Origin of the sequence: Pigmentiphaga litoralis (assembly GCF_013408655.1) — a bacterium.
GTDB classification, from domain to species: domain Bacteria; phylum Pseudomonadota; class Gammaproteobacteria; order Burkholderiales; family Burkholderiaceae_B; genus Pigmentiphaga; species Pigmentiphaga litoralis_A.
This window is the reverse complement of sequence record NZ_JACCBP010000001.1, coordinates 963,317-979,541: the sequence shown is the minus strand read 5'-3', so window position 1 is coordinate 979,541 and position 16,225 is coordinate 963,317. Positions and strand designations below refer to the sequence as shown.

At 65.0% G+C, this 16,225-nt stretch carries 15 protein-coding genes; 5 read left to right on the top strand and 10 right to left on the bottom strand.

Features of this window, described 5'->3' with window-relative positions; all coding sequences use genetic code 11:
- Positions 1 to 119 precede the first annotated feature (119 nt).
- On the top strand, positions 120 to 923 hold the full coding sequence (locus tag HD883_RS04285) for an EAL domain-containing protein (RefSeq protein ID WP_179587672.1): 804 nt from the start codon (positions 120 to 122) through the stop codon (positions 921 to 923).
- A 5-nt stretch (positions 924 to 928) separates the two neighbouring features.
- Here the strand turns inward: HD883_RS04285 and HD883_RS04280 are convergent, their stop codons facing one another.
- The gene (locus tag HD883_RS04280; RefSeq protein ID WP_179587673.1) at positions 929 to 2,401 is read right to left on the bottom strand and encodes a M14-type cytosolic carboxypeptidase; all 1,473 of its coding nucleotides are present in this window, start codon (positions 2,399 to 2,401) and stop codon (positions 929 to 931) included.
- Between the two features lie 281 nt (positions 2,402 to 2,682).
- On the opposite strand from HD883_RS04280, the gene epsC reads away from it, so the two are divergent.
- Positions 2,683 to 3,591 (top strand): serine O-acetyltransferase EpsC, encoded by a 909-nt coding sequence (gene epsC / locus HD883_RS04275; protein WP_444964355.1) that lies wholly within the window; start codon positions 2,683 to 2,685, stop codon positions 3,589 to 3,591.
- Positions 3,592 to 3,710: 119 nt separating this feature from the next.
- On the opposite strand, the gene HD883_RS04270 is transcribed toward epsC, so the two are convergent.
- The 5 genes from HD883_RS04270 to HD883_RS04250 form a co-directional block, all read right to left on the bottom strand.
- Positions 3,711 to 4,052, bottom strand: coding sequence for a PsiF family protein (locus HD883_RS04270; protein WP_306455898.1), 342 nt, complete (start codon positions 4,050 to 4,052; stop codon positions 3,711 to 3,713).
- A 90-nt stretch (positions 4,053 to 4,142) separates the two neighbouring features.
- A complete protein-coding gene (locus HD883_RS04265) occupies positions 4,143 to 4,580 on the bottom strand; it encodes an aconitase X swivel domain-containing protein (RefSeq protein WP_179587675.1) in 438 nt (145 codons plus the stop codon).
- Positions 4,577 to 5,860: an aconitase X gene (locus tag HD883_RS04260; protein WP_179587676.1), complete on the bottom strand. Its 1,284-nt coding sequence runs from the start codon at positions 5,858 to 5,860 to the stop codon at positions 4,577 to 4,579. Before HD883_RS04260 ends, HD883_RS04265 begins: the two co-directional genes overlap by 4 nt.
- A gap of 46 nt (positions 5,861 to 5,906) precedes the next feature.
- Complete coding sequence (locus HD883_RS04255) at positions 5,907 to 6,770, bottom strand: IclR family transcriptional regulator (protein WP_179587677.1); 864 nt, start codon at positions 6,768 to 6,770, stop codon at positions 5,907 to 5,909.
- Positions 6,771 to 6,949: 179 nt separating this feature from the next.
- Positions 6,950 to 7,948, bottom strand: a complete 999-nt coding sequence (locus tag HD883_RS04250; RefSeq protein WP_257021991.1) for a tripartite tricarboxylate transporter substrate binding protein — start codon at positions 7,946 to 7,948, stop codon at positions 6,950 to 6,952.
- A gap of 333 nt (positions 7,949 to 8,281) precedes the next feature.
- Between HD883_RS04250 and purT the strand changes: the two genes are divergently transcribed.
- The 3 genes from purT to HD883_RS04235 all read left to right on the top strand — a co-directional run bounded on the left by purT (position 8,282) and on the right by HD883_RS04235 (position 12,638).
- Positions 8,282 to 9,520 carry a formate-dependent phosphoribosylglycinamide formyltransferase gene (gene purT, locus HD883_RS04245; protein ID WP_179587678.1) on the top strand — a complete coding sequence of 413 codons (1,239 nt, stop codon included), beginning with the start codon at positions 8,282 to 8,284 and terminating at the stop codon, positions 9,518 to 9,520.
- Positions 9,521 to 9,529: 9 nt separating this feature from the next.
- Positions 9,530 to 10,987, top strand: a complete 1,458-nt coding sequence (locus tag HD883_RS04240) for a cryptochrome/photolyase family protein (protein WP_179587679.1) — start codon at positions 9,530 to 9,532, stop codon at positions 10,985 to 10,987.
- A 142-nt stretch (positions 10,988 to 11,129) separates the two neighbouring features.
- Positions 11,130 to 12,638: an MDR family MFS transporter gene (locus HD883_RS04235; RefSeq protein ID WP_179587680.1), complete on the top strand. Its 1,509-nt coding sequence runs from the start codon at positions 11,130 to 11,132 to the stop codon at positions 12,636 to 12,638.
- A gap of 25 nt (positions 12,639 to 12,663) precedes the next feature.
- On the opposite strand, the gene HD883_RS04230 is transcribed toward HD883_RS04235, so the two are convergent.
- The 4 genes from HD883_RS04230 to HD883_RS04215 all read right to left on the bottom strand — a co-directional run bounded on the left by HD883_RS04230 (position 12,664) and on the right by HD883_RS04215 (position 16,191).
- Positions 12,664 to 13,320: an MAPEG family protein gene (locus HD883_RS04230; protein WP_179587681.1), complete on the bottom strand. Its 657-nt coding sequence runs from the start codon at positions 13,318 to 13,320 to the stop codon at positions 12,664 to 12,666.
- Between the two features lie 306 nt (positions 13,321 to 13,626).
- Complete coding sequence (locus HD883_RS04225) at positions 13,627 to 13,842, bottom strand: SlyX family protein (protein WP_179587682.1); 216 nt, start codon at positions 13,840 to 13,842, stop codon at positions 13,627 to 13,629.
- Positions 13,839 to 14,528 (bottom strand): substrate-binding domain-containing protein, encoded by a 690-nt coding sequence (locus HD883_RS04220; protein ID WP_179587683.1) that lies wholly within the window; start codon positions 14,526 to 14,528, stop codon positions 13,839 to 13,841. Before HD883_RS04220 ends, HD883_RS04225 begins: the two co-directional genes overlap by 4 nt.
- A 58-nt stretch (positions 14,529 to 14,586) precedes the next feature.
- Positions 14,587 to 16,191: an ABC-F family ATPase gene (locus HD883_RS04215; protein WP_179587684.1), complete on the bottom strand. Its 1,605-nt coding sequence runs from the start codon at positions 16,189 to 16,191 to the stop codon at positions 14,587 to 14,589.
- Between the last annotated feature and the right edge of the window lie 34 nt (positions 16,192 to 16,225).

Below are 16,225 nucleotides of genomic sequence, written 5' to 3'. Positions count from 1 at the left end.
CTTGCTCGTCTGCTGCGATTTGTGACACTTCGACGCGAAATGGGGGTATCCCAACGCGTGCAACTGCCGTTAACTAGGCCGTATCCCGTGTTGTATGCAACAACGAACTCATGCACCCCATGTCCTCCGTCACGCCGATCCGATTCACCGGTACCTTTCATTCCGCCTTTGCCGTCAATGGGCCCGGTTGCGCCGGCTGCCGCGACGGCGAAGAGCTGGGTTTCGACTTCAGCTATGCGTATCAACCGATAGTTGACCTCGACAACAACACGATCTTTGCGCACGAAGCGCTGGTCCGCGGTCCGGAAGGCGAACCCGCGTCGTCAGTTCTGGGACGTGTGACCGACGACAATCGCTACCGTTTCGACCAGGCCTGCCGCCGCAAGGCCATCGAAGGCGCGGCCGATATCGGCTTGTCGCAGCGCCTGTCGATCAACTTCCTGCCCAATGCGATCTACCAGCCCGAAGTCTGCATCCGCACCACGCTGGAAGCTGCCCGCCAACACGACTTTCCGGTCGAGCGCATCATTTTTGAGGCGACGGAAGGCGATCGGGTCGAAGACGCCGCGCGGCTGGCGGCGATCCTGCGGTATTACCAGCGCAGCGGCTTCCTGACGGCGATTGACGATTTCGGCGCCGGGTATGCCGGCCTGACGCTACTGGCCGAATTCCAGCCCGACATCATCAAGCTGGATATGGCCCTGGTACGCAATATCGACTCCAGCGTTCCACGCCAGGCCATTGTGAAAGGCCTGATGCGGACGTGTTCGGATCTTGGCATCCAGGTCATTGCCGAAGGCATTGAAACCCTGGCCGAGCGCGACTTCTTCTACAACGAAGGCGTTCGCCTGATGCAGGGCTATCTCTTCAGCAAGCCGGCGTTCCAGTCGCCGGGCTCCATCAACCCGTCGTCCTGGGTGTAACTGCCCTATAGGGACTCCGCACCTGAAGGCAGCGGCGCCAGTTCCATTGGCGCCAGCGGCACCGGGTCGGGCAAGGATGCCGGCGCGATCGGCATCACATCCACGTCCTCGCACCCTGGCAAGGGCACACTCGCCAACACGCATGCCGCGCTGGCGCTGCCGATGTCATTGATCGCCAGCGCCAATGCGTCGCCCAGCCGGCGCAGATCGTCCTGGGTCAGCCACCGGTCCAGGCCGCCCTTGCCATAGGTCGTTTCAAACGTGATGGCATTGACCCGGTCCTGCTGCGATCGCCACCACCAGCTTTCAGGAAAGAAGTGGTTCAGGAAGTTTGCGCCGCCGTCTTCATTTTCGGTGGTGACCTGCCCTTCGTAATAGGACGCCGTCAGTGCGACCAGGTGTTGCTGCTTGCGCCACAGCCGTTGTTCGGCAAGACCAAACTCGTCTTCGCCCCCGAAGTGCGGGATGAAGAATGCCGGCATGTCCACCGCGGCGTTCGATGCATGCAGATTGAGCGCGATGTCGAACCGCCCGCCGGCCTGCAGTACCGGCAGGATGCCACCCCGCAGCACCACCTGGTTTTCATACGGCGCCGGCGCGTCGCCGGGCACGTCGGCGCCTGACGCGTCGAATCGCCAGCTGTCTTCCAGGTTCACACTGGCTGGCGTCGTGCGGTAATTGCCCGCGATGACGCCGTCGGGGTTATGCATCGGCACGATCTTGAAGATATAACGCGACCGCAGGGACCGGCCGACGGCGTCATCAGCGAGCACACGCGGAATCAGGCCTTCCAGCAGGAACGATGGACCTGTCTCGCCGGGGTGCGTCCGGGCATGAAGCCAGACATACCGCTTCGGCACGCCGGGGATGGAAAGACTCGCATCTTCAAGGGTCAGCAGCGTGATGGGTTTTTGGTAGACCGGCGAGATGCCCAGGGTTTCGCGCCGGACCAGGGGCGACGCCGCCAGGCGGTTCAGGAACGCATCAAGGTCGGCCGTGGTGTACGGGAAGGTCCGTGCAATCGACACCGGACCGGAAAAGGCTTTGCGGATCGTTGCGCGGCAGTTGACCAGCGCCTGGCCGCGGCACCCCTGCCAGCTGATCTCGTCGTCGCGAAAATGGGTCCACTGCACGCCGTCGTACGAGTACACCGGCATGACCGGGTATCGGGATCCAAAGCCGTCAAACTCCAGCGTCAACGGCCGGTCCGGAGACACGTTGGCGACCTTGACATAAAACCACGTGCGGAAGCTCGCAGGCAGGCCAGGATCGTCATTATCGTTCTTGAGCGACAGCCGCCAGGTCGTTTCCTGCGGATCCAGGGCGCGGATGGCGCCGATGCCCCCGGACTCGAAATCGCTGGTGAACACGGGGCGCACGCGCGCCAGGTCGGCCGCTGGCCCCGCCGGACCGGTGGCGCAGGCTTGCAGGGCGAGCAACAGGCTGACGGCCAGGGCGCGCCAGAAGGGATGTCTCATGGTGCGGATGCAGAGGGGCCAAGGGATGGCCATTATCCCCGAAGGTGTCATCCCGGGTGGTGACCCGGCCCGGCCAACGTTGCGTCGCGTTGCGAATCTTTCGGCAATCACACACCGTGGCCGGGGCTACACCGGCTGCGCAGGGCACGCTGTGCTATATATCGTCGATATTCATCGTACCGACGGCCCTTGCCGCCGTCCCCCACGAGCAAGACATCATGACCGACCTGTCGACACCCCCCTCCCAACCCGATCCCGCGCAGCAGGCGCGTCCCGAAGCGGTGCCCTTGTGGCCGCTTGAACAGATCGTGGCCGATCTGCGCGCCGAACGCATGAAGTGGCGATCCGCCCAGCAGCGCCGTATCGAACCGGGCGCCCGCGAACTGCCATCGACCGACGTGCTGCGCGAGATCGTCGCCGCCTTTCGCGGCGCCCTCTTCCCGCTGCGCCTGGGCCCGGCCGATCTGCGCCCCAGCAGCGAAGATTATTACGTGGGCCATACGCTGGACGCAGCCTTGCACCGCTTGCTCGAACAGGTGCGGCTGGCCTTGCGTTATGAACACCGCACCTTGGGTTCGCCGTCGCCCGACGTGGAACAGCAAGCCATTGCGATCGTCCATGATTTTGCAGCCAGCCTGCCGCGCGTGCGGGCCTTGCTGGATAGCGACGTGGAAGCGGCTTTCTATGGCGATCCGGCGGCAGGCAGCGTCGACGAAGTGCTGCTGTGCTATCCGGGGGTGGTGGCGCTGATTCATCACCGGCTGGCGCACGAACTGTATCGCCGCGGCGCGCGCCTGCTGGCGCGGATCGTGGCCGAAATTGCGCATTCGCAGACCGGGATCGACATCCACCCCGGCGCGCAGATCGGCAGCGCCTTTTTCATTGACCACGGCACGGGCGTGGTGATCGGCGAGACGGCTGTGATCGGCAATCGCGTGCGGCTCTATCAGGCCGTCACGCTGGGTGCCAAGCGCTTCCCGACCGACGAGACGGGGGCGCTGCAAAAGGGCTTGCCGCGTCATCCCCATGTCGAAGACGACGTCGTGATCTACGCCGGCGCAACCATCTTGGGCAACATCACGATCGGCAAGGGGTCGACGATTGGCGGGAATGTGTGGCTGACACGCAGCGTGCCAGCCGGCAGCCACGTGACCCAGGCCAGCAGCCACCAGGAATGCCCCGAAAGTTGAACGGGACAGGCCGGCGGCAATGCGGCCGTGGGATGGGGCCGGTCCAGGCCTCGGGCTGACCTGGGCCTGACCTGGGCCTGACCTGGGGCTGACCTCAACCAAGCCGAATCCTGGCCGCCCTAGCCGGCCTTCATGCAGGTGCTGACGAAGCTTTTGTAATCGTCGCCCTTGCGTCCGGCGCCCTGCTTGCTGCAGGACGCCATCCTTTCCTGCGATGTCATGGGCTTGGCTTTCAGGCACTGGCTCATGAAGCCTTTGTAGTCATCGCCCTTCTTGCCCTTGGCCTGCCCATTGCATTCGGCCATTTTCGTCTGCTGCGCGGTCTTGGGTTTGGCGGCGGGGTCAGCCGCCCCGGCCGCTTGCCCAGCCATTTGCGCCTGCACCGGCCCGGCCAGCAACGCGCCGAACAGTGCCCCAGCCATCAGTCCATGCTTTACGCCCATCGCAAGATATCGCTTCATTGCCTGCTCCAGAGACCGCACGCCGGCCTGCGCGGGATGGCTGACCGGATCAGCGCATTATCTGCCTCGGTCCCGTAAAGCTCAACCGTGCTAAGGGTGCAGGTCGTTGCGGTCTTTCCGCTTGGTCACGGTGACGCAACCCGTCTCCCCATCCACGCAGACCCAGTCGCCCGTTTCGATCACCGACAACGGGTCCTGATCGAAGTCCGTGACCGAGGGCGCATGCGTGACGACGGCTCCCAATGCCATCTTGGTGGTCATCTCGTTGAATAGCATGGCGGCCGGCGCCACGCCGGCGATGCGCGCGATATGGAATTGCCCGGACCAGCCCGACGACCCTTTGGCGCCCGGGAACACCAGCACCTTGCCCGCGAACGAGACGCCGCGCAGTTCGTGGCGGGTTTCGATGATGGTGCCGGTGCGCGGGTCGATGCCGCCCCAGCCCGAGATCCGCTCGCGCGTGACCAGCGCTTCGCCTTCGGCCACGCCGCCGACAATGGCCCGGCCCCGCAAGGTGATGGAGCTCATCGCAGTCCCCCGTTCCAACGCCCGGTCACCGCCGCGTCGATGCAGTCGGCGGTGGAGCCGAACCACGCCTGGATGCCCATGATCGCGGGCAGATAGTGCACCTGCTTGGCCGAATCCACCGCTGCCACCTTCACCCCCTTTGGCATGACGCGGCCCAGGGCCGAACAGGTGTCCGACATCAGAAAGCCACCGGCTTCGGTAATGATGCGCGTATAGCCGTTCTGGTCGCAGATCTGCTTGGTGGCGCGCGGCGTGAAGATCCACAGATTGGAATTCACATGCACCTTGCGGCCTTCGAGCAGCTGGCACACTTCCCAGATCTGTTCGATGCTGTAGTGCGGACAGCCCAGCATCACGAAGTCCACATCCACGTCCGACGCTGTTGCATTCAGATTGTCATAGGTCTCGCGCAACTCCTTGCGGCCAAACACGAAACGCTCGATGGGCCGGTTGCCCCCAAAGGCGGCTTCGACACTGGGCGCTTCGGGCGTGTACCCGGGGATGTGATACATCTCCACCCCGCCTGACGACGCAGCCGCGGCGCCGAAATGCTTGAGGCGGACCATGTTCGGCGCCCGGCCGATGCCAGTGATCACGGGAACGCGATCCTGTACCCGGTCACCCACGAAATAGCCCAGCATTCCCCAGTCCGACATGCTCTCGATCGGCACGTCGACGTCAATGGCGTGCGTGCCGCGGCGATTTTCGTCGATGTGGTAGCCCCAGTACGGAATCTTGCCGGTCAGCATCGCCGCGCCGGTGCTTTCACGGCCTTCGGCATTGGACTTGGCGCCCAGCACGGCGTTGATGTAGATCACGGCGGACGATTCCATCCAGGCGCAATGTTCGCCGCGCGCAGGCAGATTGCCGACCTGGTACGGCGCGCAGGTGTTGAGCAACTGCACGCCCAGGCCGGCGCTGTAGGCGTCGCCCTTGCGGAAGATGCGCACCACGTCTTCGCCCACCCCTTGCTCGGCCGCGTGTTCGGGATCGATGCCCTGCTGCAGGTGACTGCTGTACACCGACACCTTTGGGATGCGCACCACTTCGCGCGAATCCAGATTGAATTCCGAAAAGACGGCATCCAGGCCACCCGCCTCGTCGGCGTATTTGCGCATGAACGGCGTGGTCGCGCCGATCGTACCGGCAACGTTGCGGGTATCGACCAGGCGTTCCGCCCCCAGGGCATTGCCGTAGCGGACCAGCAAGTCCATGGCCTTCTGTTTCGCGATGCCGTGCTCGCCGTCGTACATCGCCTGTTCGTGATCGGTCAGTCTCATCTCACCTCCTGAATGCGCGGCGTCACGCTCCAGGCGGACGCTGCGTCTAGGCCGCGCTGGATGCGTGACCCGGGGTCGGCACGAAGCCCCCCACTTCCCTGGCGATCGCCCTTGCGGTCGCCAGCAACATCGGCGCGACATCCTGCCGAAGATGCGCTTCGGAAAACAGGAACGCCGGGCCGCCACAATTGAGGGCGACGATTTCGCCGCCCGGCACGACCAGCGGCACCGCCACCGAATGAATGTCGCGGTGGAATTCCCCCAGCGACATGCAATAGCCATGCACATCGGCGTCATCCCGAGCCCGGGTGTAGCCGGCCTTCAGGCGGCGCCATTCGTCCGCTCCCGCCCCATCGCGCAACTGGGATTCCAGGCGCTCGCGCTCGCGGATGTCGCTGACCGCGCTGAGGTACGCGCGGCCCAGCGCCGAACTCACCATCGGAAACCGCGATCCCACCCGCAGCCGCGCCAGCAGCAATGCTGCACGGGGGGACGCCGTTTCCACCAGCACCATGTCCAGGCCATCCCGCACGCCCAGATACACCGCACCGTTCGCCTGGTCGGCCAGCGCCGCCATGTGCGGCCGGGCAAAGGCCCGCAAGTCGATCCCGCCCAAAAACGCCTGCGCCAGGGAAACGACACCGGCGCTCAGTGAAAACCGTTCGGTCCCGGCGGCCTGCTTCATCAGCCCCAGGGCCACCAGGGTCGTCGCCAGACGCGTCACGGTGGGCTTCGGTATGCCGGTCATCCGGGCCAGTTCGGCATTGCTCAGATCACGCACGTCTTCCCGAAAGCACCGCAGGACGGCAATGCCGCGCTCCAGGGCCGACACCGTGGCGCCTGCAGGCGTGTCGTCGGTATCGCCGATTGCCGGGGCGCCGGGGGAAGTCTTGCCGCGTGATGCCATCATGGTCTCCAGGGCGGCGCGCCGGGGCGGGCGGGCCGTTCTACAAAGGGAACGATGCGCAGAACGTATCGTGCAGCCATTATAGGAAGGCGCCTTGGCCTTGCGATCCCGGGGCAGGACATTCCTGTCCTGGCAAATCGGCTTGCGGCCCTGGATTTCCATGGATCCGGACGCAGAGTCGGTCAGTCGGCCACGGCGCCTGTCGTCTTGACGACCTTGGCCCACTTCGCCATTTCGCTCTTGATGTAGGCATCGAACTGGGCCGGCGTATTGCCCACTGGCGTCATGCCGATATCGTTCAGGCGCTTCTTGAATTCAGGCGTCGCCAGCACGCTGGCAATGTCCTTGCTGATCTTGTCGACGATGTCGGGCGGGGTCGCGCGCGGCACCACCAGGCCGAACATGCTCTGCACATTGAAACCAGGCAGCGTCTCGGCCACGGTCGGAATATCCGGCGCGCTCGGATCGCGCTGCGCGCCGGCCACGGCCAGCGCCTTCAGCTTGCCGGCCTTGATGTACGGCATGGACGAAAACAGCGGGTCGATCAACAGCGGCACCCGTCCGGCCATGACTTCCGTGTAGGCCGGACCGCTCCCCTTGTAGGGGATGTGCAGCATATCGATCGACGTCTCGGTCTTCAGCAATTCGCCTGTCAGGTGCATGGAACTGCCACTGCCCGGAGAGGCGTAGCTCAACTTGCCGGGCGACTGCCTGGCCATGGCGACCACATCGGCAATCGAATTTGCCGGGAAAGACGGTGTCGCCGTGATCACGATCTGCGAGGTCGCCATCAGCGACACGCCCGCCAGGTCCTTGATCGTGTCGAAGGGCAGCTTGGGCCGCATCGCCGGGTTGATGACGTGCGACGTCACCACCATGCCGATGGTCTGTCCGTCGGGTTCCGACCGGGCCACGAAATCCGTGCCGACAACCGTGTTGGCGCCAGGTTTGTACATGACGACGACCGGCTGGCCCCAGGTCCTGGTCAGCTGTTCCGACACCAGGCGGCTCAGGATGTCGATCGCGCCGCCCGGCGCGTTCGGAACGATCAGGGTGACCGGGCGCGACGGATAGTCCTTTGCGGTGGGGGTGGGGGTGGCGCCGGCCGCCGGCAAGGCGCTCATCGCCAGGGACGTCAGGCCGGCCGACACACAGGCCAGGGCGCGCAGCATCGTTTTCATCGTGTCTCCTTGCGGGCCAGGCCCGGCCGGCGCTCGGGGCGCCTGTTGTATCGACTGGCTGCCACGGGAGGTGTCGGCGGGCCGCGCTGGCGAACCTGTCAACAACGCCGTATCAGCGAATGGGCACGATTTTGATCCTCCGCCCAATCGAAGTCAATTATTCTGGAACGCTATTTCATAATATTTAGAGGTATCCGGGAAGGAGTTCAGGCAGGTGGCACGGCTGCGTAACAAAGCGCGATGGGAGGACGTTTTCGTCCTGCCCGCGCCTGCAGATGCGCGCCTGACGCGGTACATTGGCAGCCTTGTTTCCGCCTTGCCAGGACCTGCCTCATGACGACGCCTACCCTCCCCGTGCTTGCCACACCGCTCACCTCTTCCGCCGTCCGCGTGATGCTGCTGGGATCGGGCGAGCTCGGCAAGGAAGTGATCATCGCGCTGCAGCGCCTGGGCGTCGAAGTGATCGCCGTGGACCGCTATCCGAATGCGCCCGGCCATCAGGTAGCCCATCGCGCGCACACCGTTTCCATGACTGACCGCGACGCCTTGCGCGCCATCATCGACCTGGAACAGCCGCACGTCATCGTCCCCGAGATCGAGGCGATCGCGACCGACCTGCTGGTCGAGCTGGAGTCGGCCGGTGTCGCACGGGTCACGCCCACGGCCCGCGCCGCGCAATTGACCATGAACCGGGAAGGCATCCGCCGCCTGGCGGCCGAAACGCTGGGGCTGCCCACGTCGCCCTACCGCTTCGCCGCCACGCTGGATGAACTGCGGGATGCGCTGGACCACATCGGCTACCCGTGCATCATCAAGCCGGTCATGTCCTCGTCCGGCAAGGGCCAGTCGCGCCTGGATGGCCCGCAAGACATCGAGTCTTCCTGGCGTTATGCGCAGGAAGGTGGCCGCGTCGGCGCCGGCCGGGTCATCGTCGAAGGCTTCATCCGCTTCGACTACGAAATCACCCTGCTGACCGTGCGTGCGGTCGGCGCCGACGGCCAGATCCATACCCATTTCTGCGATCCGATCGGCCACGTCCAGGTCGATGGCGACTATGTCGAAAGCTGGCAGCCCCAGCCCATGGCCGACAAGGCGCTTGAACGCGCGCGCGACATCGCGCTCAAGGTCACGGGCGAGCTGGGGGGGCTCGGCCTCTTCGGGGTGGAACTGTTCGTTGCGGGGGATGAGGTCTGGTTCTCTGAAGTCAGCCCGCGCCCGCACGACACCGGCATGGTCACGATGATCACGCAGGCGCAGAACGAATTCGAGCTGCATGCCCGCGCCCTGCTGGGCCTGCCGGTATCGACGGCCTTGCGCCAGCCCGGCGCCAGCAGCGTGATCTACGGCGGCGTCGACGCCAAGGCCGTGCAGTTCGACGGCGTGGCGGCCGCGCTGGCCGAGCCGGGTACGGATATCCGCCTGTTCGGCAAACCGGAATCGTTCGTCAAGCGCCGCATGGGGGTGGCGCTGGCCGTTGCCGATACGGTCGATGCGGCGCGTACCAAGGCCAAGGCGGCATCGGCCAAGGTCACCCCTCGGGCGGTGTCTGACCCGGCGCAGGGCCAGGGCTGAGGACCCCCAATGGCTTCTTCGCCCCTGCTGGCGCTGTTCTGGTTCCGCCGCGACCTTCGTCTTGCCGATAACGTCGGCCTGTTTCGCGCCCTGACCGAGAACGACGCGGTCATACCGGTGTTCATTTTCGACAAGGACATTCTTGACGAGCTGCCCCGGCAGGATCGGCGGGTGGCCTTTCTTCACGGCGCCATTGCCGATCTGAAGGCCCGCCTTCAGGCTGCCGGATCGGACCTGGTCGTGCGGCACGCCCGGGGGCGGGAGGCCATCCCGGCGCTGGTCAAGGAGTTTGGCGCGTCGGCGGTCTTCACCAATGAAGACTACGAGCCCGATGCCCATCAACGGGACGCGGCCGTGATCGACGCCCTGGATGCCCTGGGCATTCCGCTGCGCCTGTTCAAGGACACCGTGATCTTCAGCAGCAGCGAGATCCTGACCAAGCAGGGCCGGCCGTACACCGTGTTCACGCCATACAAGAATGCATGGCGCAAGGCGCTCAAGCCCGAGCACTATGCCGAGGCGCCCAGCATGGACCACCTGAAGTCGCTCAAGAAGGTCGATGGCGGCAAGATGCCGACGCTGGAAGCCTTGGGCTTCGAGCCTTTGTCCAGCAAGGATCCGCATCCCGAGCCCACACCCGACGGCGCGAGCAAGCGGCTGGACCGCTTCGTGGCCAAGGTGATCGATGGCTACAAGCAGTCTCGCGACCTGCCGGCCGTGCCCGGCACGTCCTACCTGTCGGTGTACAACCGCTTCGGCCTGCTGTCGGTCAGGCATCTGGTACGGGCGTCCCTGAAAGCCATCGAGGGCAGCCAGGGCGCCGCGCGCGAAGGCGCCGAAACCTGGTTGAGCGAGCTGGTCTGGCGCGACTTCTACTTCCAGTTCCTGTACCACCACCCCACCGCCGTCGACGGCCCTTACCGCGAGGAATATACGGCGCTGGAATGGGAAAACGACGATGGCCTGTTCCAGGCATGGTGCGACGGCCAGACCGGCTACCCCTTGGTCGATGCGGCCATGGCGCAGATCAACAGCACCGGCTACATGCACAACCGGCTGCGCATGGTGACGGCCTCGTTCCTGACCAAGGACCTGCTGGTGGACTACCGCAAGGGCGAGGCCTACTTTGCCGTCGCCCTGATCGACTACGACCAGGCGGCCAATAACGGCGGCTGGCAGTGGGCAGCGTCGACCGGATGCGATCCCCAGCCCTACTTCCGCATCTTCAGCCCATCGCGTCAAAGCGAACGCTACGACCCCGACGGCGAATTCATCAAGCGGTTCCTGCCTGTCTTCAAGGACGTGCCCGGCAAGTATCTGCATGCGCCGTGGGAACACACGGCCAAGCTGGCCGAGTACGGCATCGAACTGGGCAAGCATTACCCCAAGCCGGTGGTGGATCATGACGAGCGCCGGCTCAAGGCCCTGGACATCTTCAAGGCAGCGCGGGCGGCTGCTCAACGGTAAGGCCTGATTTACACTACGCGGCAGGTGGCCGGGACCCTGACTTCGTGTGGGCGTGGCCTCTGCATCTTGCCTGTTTCCTCCCGCCAGCCTGCGTCCTCCTTCCGACCCCGGCCCCTACTCGTCGTCAGTCCACCCCACTCCCGTGCCCCAGACTCCCACTACTTCACGCCCGCTCGTCGTGGCCGCCATCATGGCGTCGATGAGCATGATCGCCATCGAGGCGACCATTGTCGCCACTGCCATGCCCCAGATCGCCGCCGACCTGGGCGAGCTGCGCTACTACAGCTGGGTGTTCGCGTCCTTCCTGCTGACGCAGACCGCCATGACCGTCGTGTTCGGCAAGCTGTCAGACCTGTACGGCCGCAAGCCCATGGTGCTGTTCGGCATTGCCGTCTTTCTGATCGGGTCCATCCTGGCAGGGTACGCGTGGTCCATGACCTCCATGATCGTGTTCCGCCTGATCCAGGGCGTGGGCGCCGGGGCGGTGCAGCCGGTGGTCATGACGATCATTGCCGACCTGTTCCCGGGACGGGAACGCGGCAAGGTGCAGGGCTGGCTGGCCAGTGTGTGGGCGATTTCCGCGGTGCTGGGGCCGATGGTGGGCGCGCTGATCATCCACAAGTTGTCGTGGGCCTGGATTTTCTGGATGAACATTCCGGTCGGGCTCGCGGCGGCCTGGGGTTTCATCAAGTACCTGCACGAAACGCCCAAACGCAAGGAAAGCTCGATCGACTTCCTGGGTGCGGCGCTGTTCACGGCCACCGTGGCCGCGGCGATGATCGCCCTGACCGATGCAGGCACGACCGACCACGTGCGCGCGTGGAGTGCTGCCGGCGCGTTTGTCGTCTTCCTGGTGCTGTTCCTGCTGCAGGAACGCCGGGCGGCCGACCCGATGATTTCCTTCGCGCTGTGGGGCCGCCGTCCGATCGCCGCCGTCAATGGCGCGATGGTGTTTGGCAGCATGTGCATCATGGGCCTGACGACGTTCCTGCCCATGTACGTGCAGGGCGTCATGCACCGCACGCCGGTCGTCGCCGGGCTGGCGCTGACGATGGTCATGCTGGGCTGGCCGGTCGGGTCCACGATCGCCGCAAAGCTGTTCCCGCGCTACGGCCTGCGCCGCATGCTGATCATTGGCAGCTTTCTGGTGCCGATGGGCGTGTTCGTCTTCATCTTCCTGAACCCGGACAGCAGTCCGCTCCTGGCCGGGTTTGGCTCGCTGGTCATCGGTTTCGGCATGGGATTCATGGGCGTCTGTTCGCTGGTGCTGGTCCAGGAAATTGTCGAACCCAACGAGCGCGGTGCGGCCACCGGATCCAATCTGTTCGCCCGCAATCTGGGCAGCACGATGGGGGCGACCTTGCTGGGCGCGGTCTTCAACTACGGCCTGGCCCACACGTCCGGCATCGCGGCGGTGACGTCCGAGCAACTCAAGCAGGTACTGGAAAATTCCGCCGGCGCGGCCGCCATCAGCGGGCCGGTGCAGCAGGCCATGCACCAATCGCTGCACATCACCTTCTACGCCATGCTTGTGGTGTCGGTGCTGGTGGTCGTGCTGATGCTGTTGATTCCGCCGGTGCCGCTGGCCGAATCCCGCGCGCGGGCCAAAGCGCCGGCCGACGCGGCGTCGAACGCGGCGCACCAAGGGTGACGCACCAGGTGTGGCGCACCGCCTGCTATCGCAGCCCGACCAGCGCTGCCACCGTCGCAACCACGGCCAGCACCAGCGTCGGGTAGAACGTGAGCGCAAAGCCGAGCGCGCGCGACGGCGCGCCGCCCGAATAGCCGCGCCAGAACAGGACCCGGCCGACCACGAACAGCATTGCCGCCGCCGGCAAGGCCGCCTGCCATTCCCGCGGCAGGGTCACGGCCCAGATCAGGTAGGTCGGGATGGCCAGGACGACTTGTTCGAGGGTGTTCTGCAAAATGGCCTGATAGTTGCGCACCGTCCAGCTGCCGCCGGTCATGCCGCGACTGCCCGCCATGCCGGCGCCGGTCAGCCCGCTGCCGGCCAAGCCGCTGCCGTCGATGTCTTCGGCATGCAAAAAGCGGTGCCGCGCCATCACCCCGATCACGGCGGCCAGGCACAGCAACGGCAACAGCGCCCAATGCAGCGCCGCAACCAGCGACGCCGTCGGCCCGATCAACGGCAGCAAGGCTCGCGGCGCAAGCGCGATCATCAGGACCAGCAACAGCAAGGTCATCGCCATCCCGATACCCATGCCCCGCAACACGCCACGTTGAACCGTGCGGTGCGTGGCGGTGGCGGGTTGACGTTCCGGGGTCGGGCGCAAGGTGGCAGTGCGGCGCGGGGGCGTGGCGGTCGTTCTCAAGGCGGCGACTCCGTGGCGCGGCGGGCGCGGCGGCTGCGGGTGTGGACCCAGCGGACCGCCACAGCGTGAATGGGGGCTGTCTCGGGTCGCGCGCCGGGGGTCGTCAAGTACGGAGCGAGCCGCACTGGGGGCGATCATGGGATGCGCGACGTCGGACTGCGTTTCGCAGTTGACAGCCTGGCCAGTAGACCGCAAATCGCGCAGGCCTCGGATCGGTCAGATGGCGCAGTCGGACGGCCCGCGCGGATGAGGATGATGCGCCCGGGCGTTTGCACGAGCCGCGCCATGCCGCCCGGGAGGCGCAGATCAATAATGCGGCGGCAACTCTTCCCGCAGGCTGCGGAACGGCGTGGCGCCTTCCGGCACCTGCTGGCGCAGATCCGCGACTTCGCGCGCCAGCTGCTCGATCAGTTTCTGCTGCCGCACGATGGTCTCGTTCAGCTGATCAAGCAGGTCTTCGGTAAAGCTCGCCTTGATCTCGAGTTCGTTCAGGCGATGTTCCAGGGCCTGCGTGTCGGTCACGCCGGCTCCATGCCATTGTCCTGCTTGATGCCCGCCGTATCGGCCGACACCATGTAGTCGAGCAAGGCGCGCGCGGCGTCGGGCTGCGTGCTGGACGCGGCGATCCCGCCCGAAAACGTCGTCATCAGCTGAATGGAGGGCGGCATCGGGCCCAGGATGGTGATGCCTTCGATCGGCATCAGTTCGCTCAGCTGCTGGAAGCCCAGGTCCACTTCGCCCTTGGCCATGAACGCGCCGACCGGTACGCCCGGGGGCGCCAGCACGATACGATCCTTGATCTGTTCCGTGATGCCCCAGCGGTCGAACAGCTTCGCCAGGTAGACGCCGCTCGGGCCGGTCGAATAACCGATCGAGCGTGCCGCCAGAATCGCTGCCTTGACCGAGGCTTCGGAACTGATGTCGACGGCCGGTTCACCCTGGCGGACCGCGATCGCCACGCCGGACTGGACGATATCCGTCCGGCTGCCAGCAACGAGGCGCTCCTTGCCGGTCAATTGATCGATGACATTGGCGGCCAGCACCACGATGTCCATGGCCTCGCCCGCTTCCACGCGCCGCGCCGCTTCGACGCCCCCAACCGAAATCAGCTCGACATCCACCTCGGCAGCCGCCGGGTAACGCGCCACCAGATCGGCCAGCAGCGCCTTGGTTGCCATGGAAGAAAGGATGCGGATGGGAGTCGCCATGAAGTCACCTTGTGTGATCGGTTGAGCGCGGGGCCCGGCATTACACCATACGCCAGCTTCAATCCTCGATGCCGCGTTCCGCCAGGTATTCCTCGTACGGACCGTGGTAGTCGACGATCTCGCCCGATGGCAGGATTTCGATCACGCGAGTGGCCAGGCCGGACACGAACTCGCGGTCATGCGACACGAACAGCAGCGTGCCCTGGAATTTCTCAAGTGCGAACTGGAGCGATTCGATCGATTCCATGTCCAGGTGGTTGGTCGGTTCGTCCATCAGCAGCACGTTGTTCTTGGTCAGCATCAACTTGCCGAACATCATGCGGTTCTTTTCGCCGCCTGACAGCACCGGCACGGTCTTGACGATGTCGTCGCTGGAAAACAGCAGGCGGCCCAGGATCGAACGCAGGGTCTGGTCGTCTTCACCACCCAGGCGCCAGCGGCCCATCCAGTCGAACAGGTTGTCGTCGGTCTGGAACTGGTCGGACACGTCCTGGGCCATGTAGCCCAGGTTGGCGTTGTCGGACCATTTCAGGCGGCCGCCGCTGGGTTCCAGGTCGCCGGCCAGCATGCGCAGCAGGGTCGTCTTGCCCACGCCGTTCGCGCCGATGATGGCGATCTTTTCGCCTGCTTCGACCATCGCCGAGAACGGCTTGATGACGACCTTGTCGTCATAGGACTTGCGCAGGTTTTCGATCTCGACGGCCTGGCGGTGCATGATCTTGAGCGGTTCGAACCGGATGAACGGGTTCTGGCGCGACGACGGCTTGACCTCGACGGCTTCGGACTTGATCTTGTCGATCATCTTCAGGCGCGACGTGGCCTGGCGGGCCTTGGACTTGTTGGCCGAGAAGCGGCGCACGAAGTCCTGCAGGTCGGAAATGCGTTCCTTGGCCTTGTTGTTGCTGGCGCTGATGCGCTCGCGCGCCTGGGTCGACGCAAGCATGTAGTCGTCGTAGTTGCCCGGATAGATGCGGACTTCGCGGTAGTCCAGGTCGGCCATGTGGGTGCAGACCTGGTTCAGGAAGTGGCGATCGTGACTGATGATGATCATCGTCGACTGATAGCCGTTCAGCACGTTTTCAACCCAGCGGATCGTGTTGATGTCCAGGTTGTTGGTCGGCTCGTCCAGCAGCAGGACGTCGGGGCTCGAAAACAGCGCCTGAGCCAGAAGGATCCGCAGCTTCCAGCCCGGCGCGATTTCGCGCATGGGCAGCTGGTGCTGTTCGACCGGGATTTCGAGGCCCAGCAGCAGTTCGCCCGCACGCGCTTCGGCGGTGTAGCCGTCATATTCGGCGAACTTGGCTTCCAGTTCGGCCGCGTGCATGTAGTCGTCGTCGGTCGCATCCGGATTGGCGTAGATGGCGTCGCGCTCGGTCATGGCCTGCCACATTTCTTCGTGGCCCATCAGCACGACGTCCAGCACGCGGATGTCTTCGAACGCAAACTGGTCCTGGCGCAGCTTGCCCAGACGCGTGTTCGGTTCCAGCGCCACGTTGCCCGCGGTCGGCTCCAGGTCGCCGCCGATGATTTTCATCAGCGTCGATTTGCCGCTGCCGTTCGCGCCGATCAGGCCGTATCGGTTGCCTTCGCCGAATTTGACCGAGACGTTTTCGAACAGGGGTTTGGGACCGAACTGGATGGTTAGGTTAGCGGTAGAAATCACGGCTGGTATGGACTCGCTGGAGGACGGTGTGTGA

Bases quoted from the DNA above. Each gene is read 5' to 3' on its own strand.
- HD883_RS04285 (WP_179587672.1), top strand. From the start codon at position 120: ATGTCCTCCGTCACGCCGATCCGATTCACCGGTACCTTTCATTCCGCC.
- HD883_RS04280 (WP_179587673.1), bottom strand. From the start codon at position 2,401: ATGAGACATCCCTTCTGGCGCGCCCTGGCCGTCAGCCTGTTGCTCGCC.
- HD883_RS04270 (WP_306455898.1), bottom strand. From the start codon at position 4,052: ATGAAGCGATATCTTGCGATGGGCGTAAAGCATGGACTGATGGCTGGG.
- HD883_RS04265 (WP_179587675.1), bottom strand. From the start codon at position 4,580: ATGAGCTCCATCACCTTGCGGGGCCGGGCCATTGTCGGCGGCGTGGCC.
- HD883_RS04260 (WP_179587676.1), bottom strand. From the start codon at position 5,860: ATGAGACTGACCGATCACGAACAGGCGATGTACGACGGCGAGCACGGC.
- HD883_RS04255 (WP_179587677.1), bottom strand. From the start codon at position 6,770: ATGATGGCATCACGCGGCAAGACTTCCCCCGGCGCCCCGGCAATCGGC.
- HD883_RS04250 (WP_257021991.1), bottom strand. From the start codon at position 7,948: ATGAAAACGATGCTGCGCGCCCTGGCCTGTGTGTCGGCCGGCCTGACG.
- purT (WP_179587678.1), top strand. From the start codon at position 8,282: ATGACGACGCCTACCCTCCCCGTGCTTGCCACACCGCTCACCTCTTCC.
- HD883_RS04240 (WP_179587679.1), top strand. From the start codon at position 9,530: ATGGCTTCTTCGCCCCTGCTGGCGCTGTTCTGGTTCCGCCGCGACCTT.
- HD883_RS04220 (WP_179587683.1), bottom strand. From the start codon at position 14,528: ATGGCGACTCCCATCCGCATCCTTTCTTCCATGGCAACCAAGGCGCTG.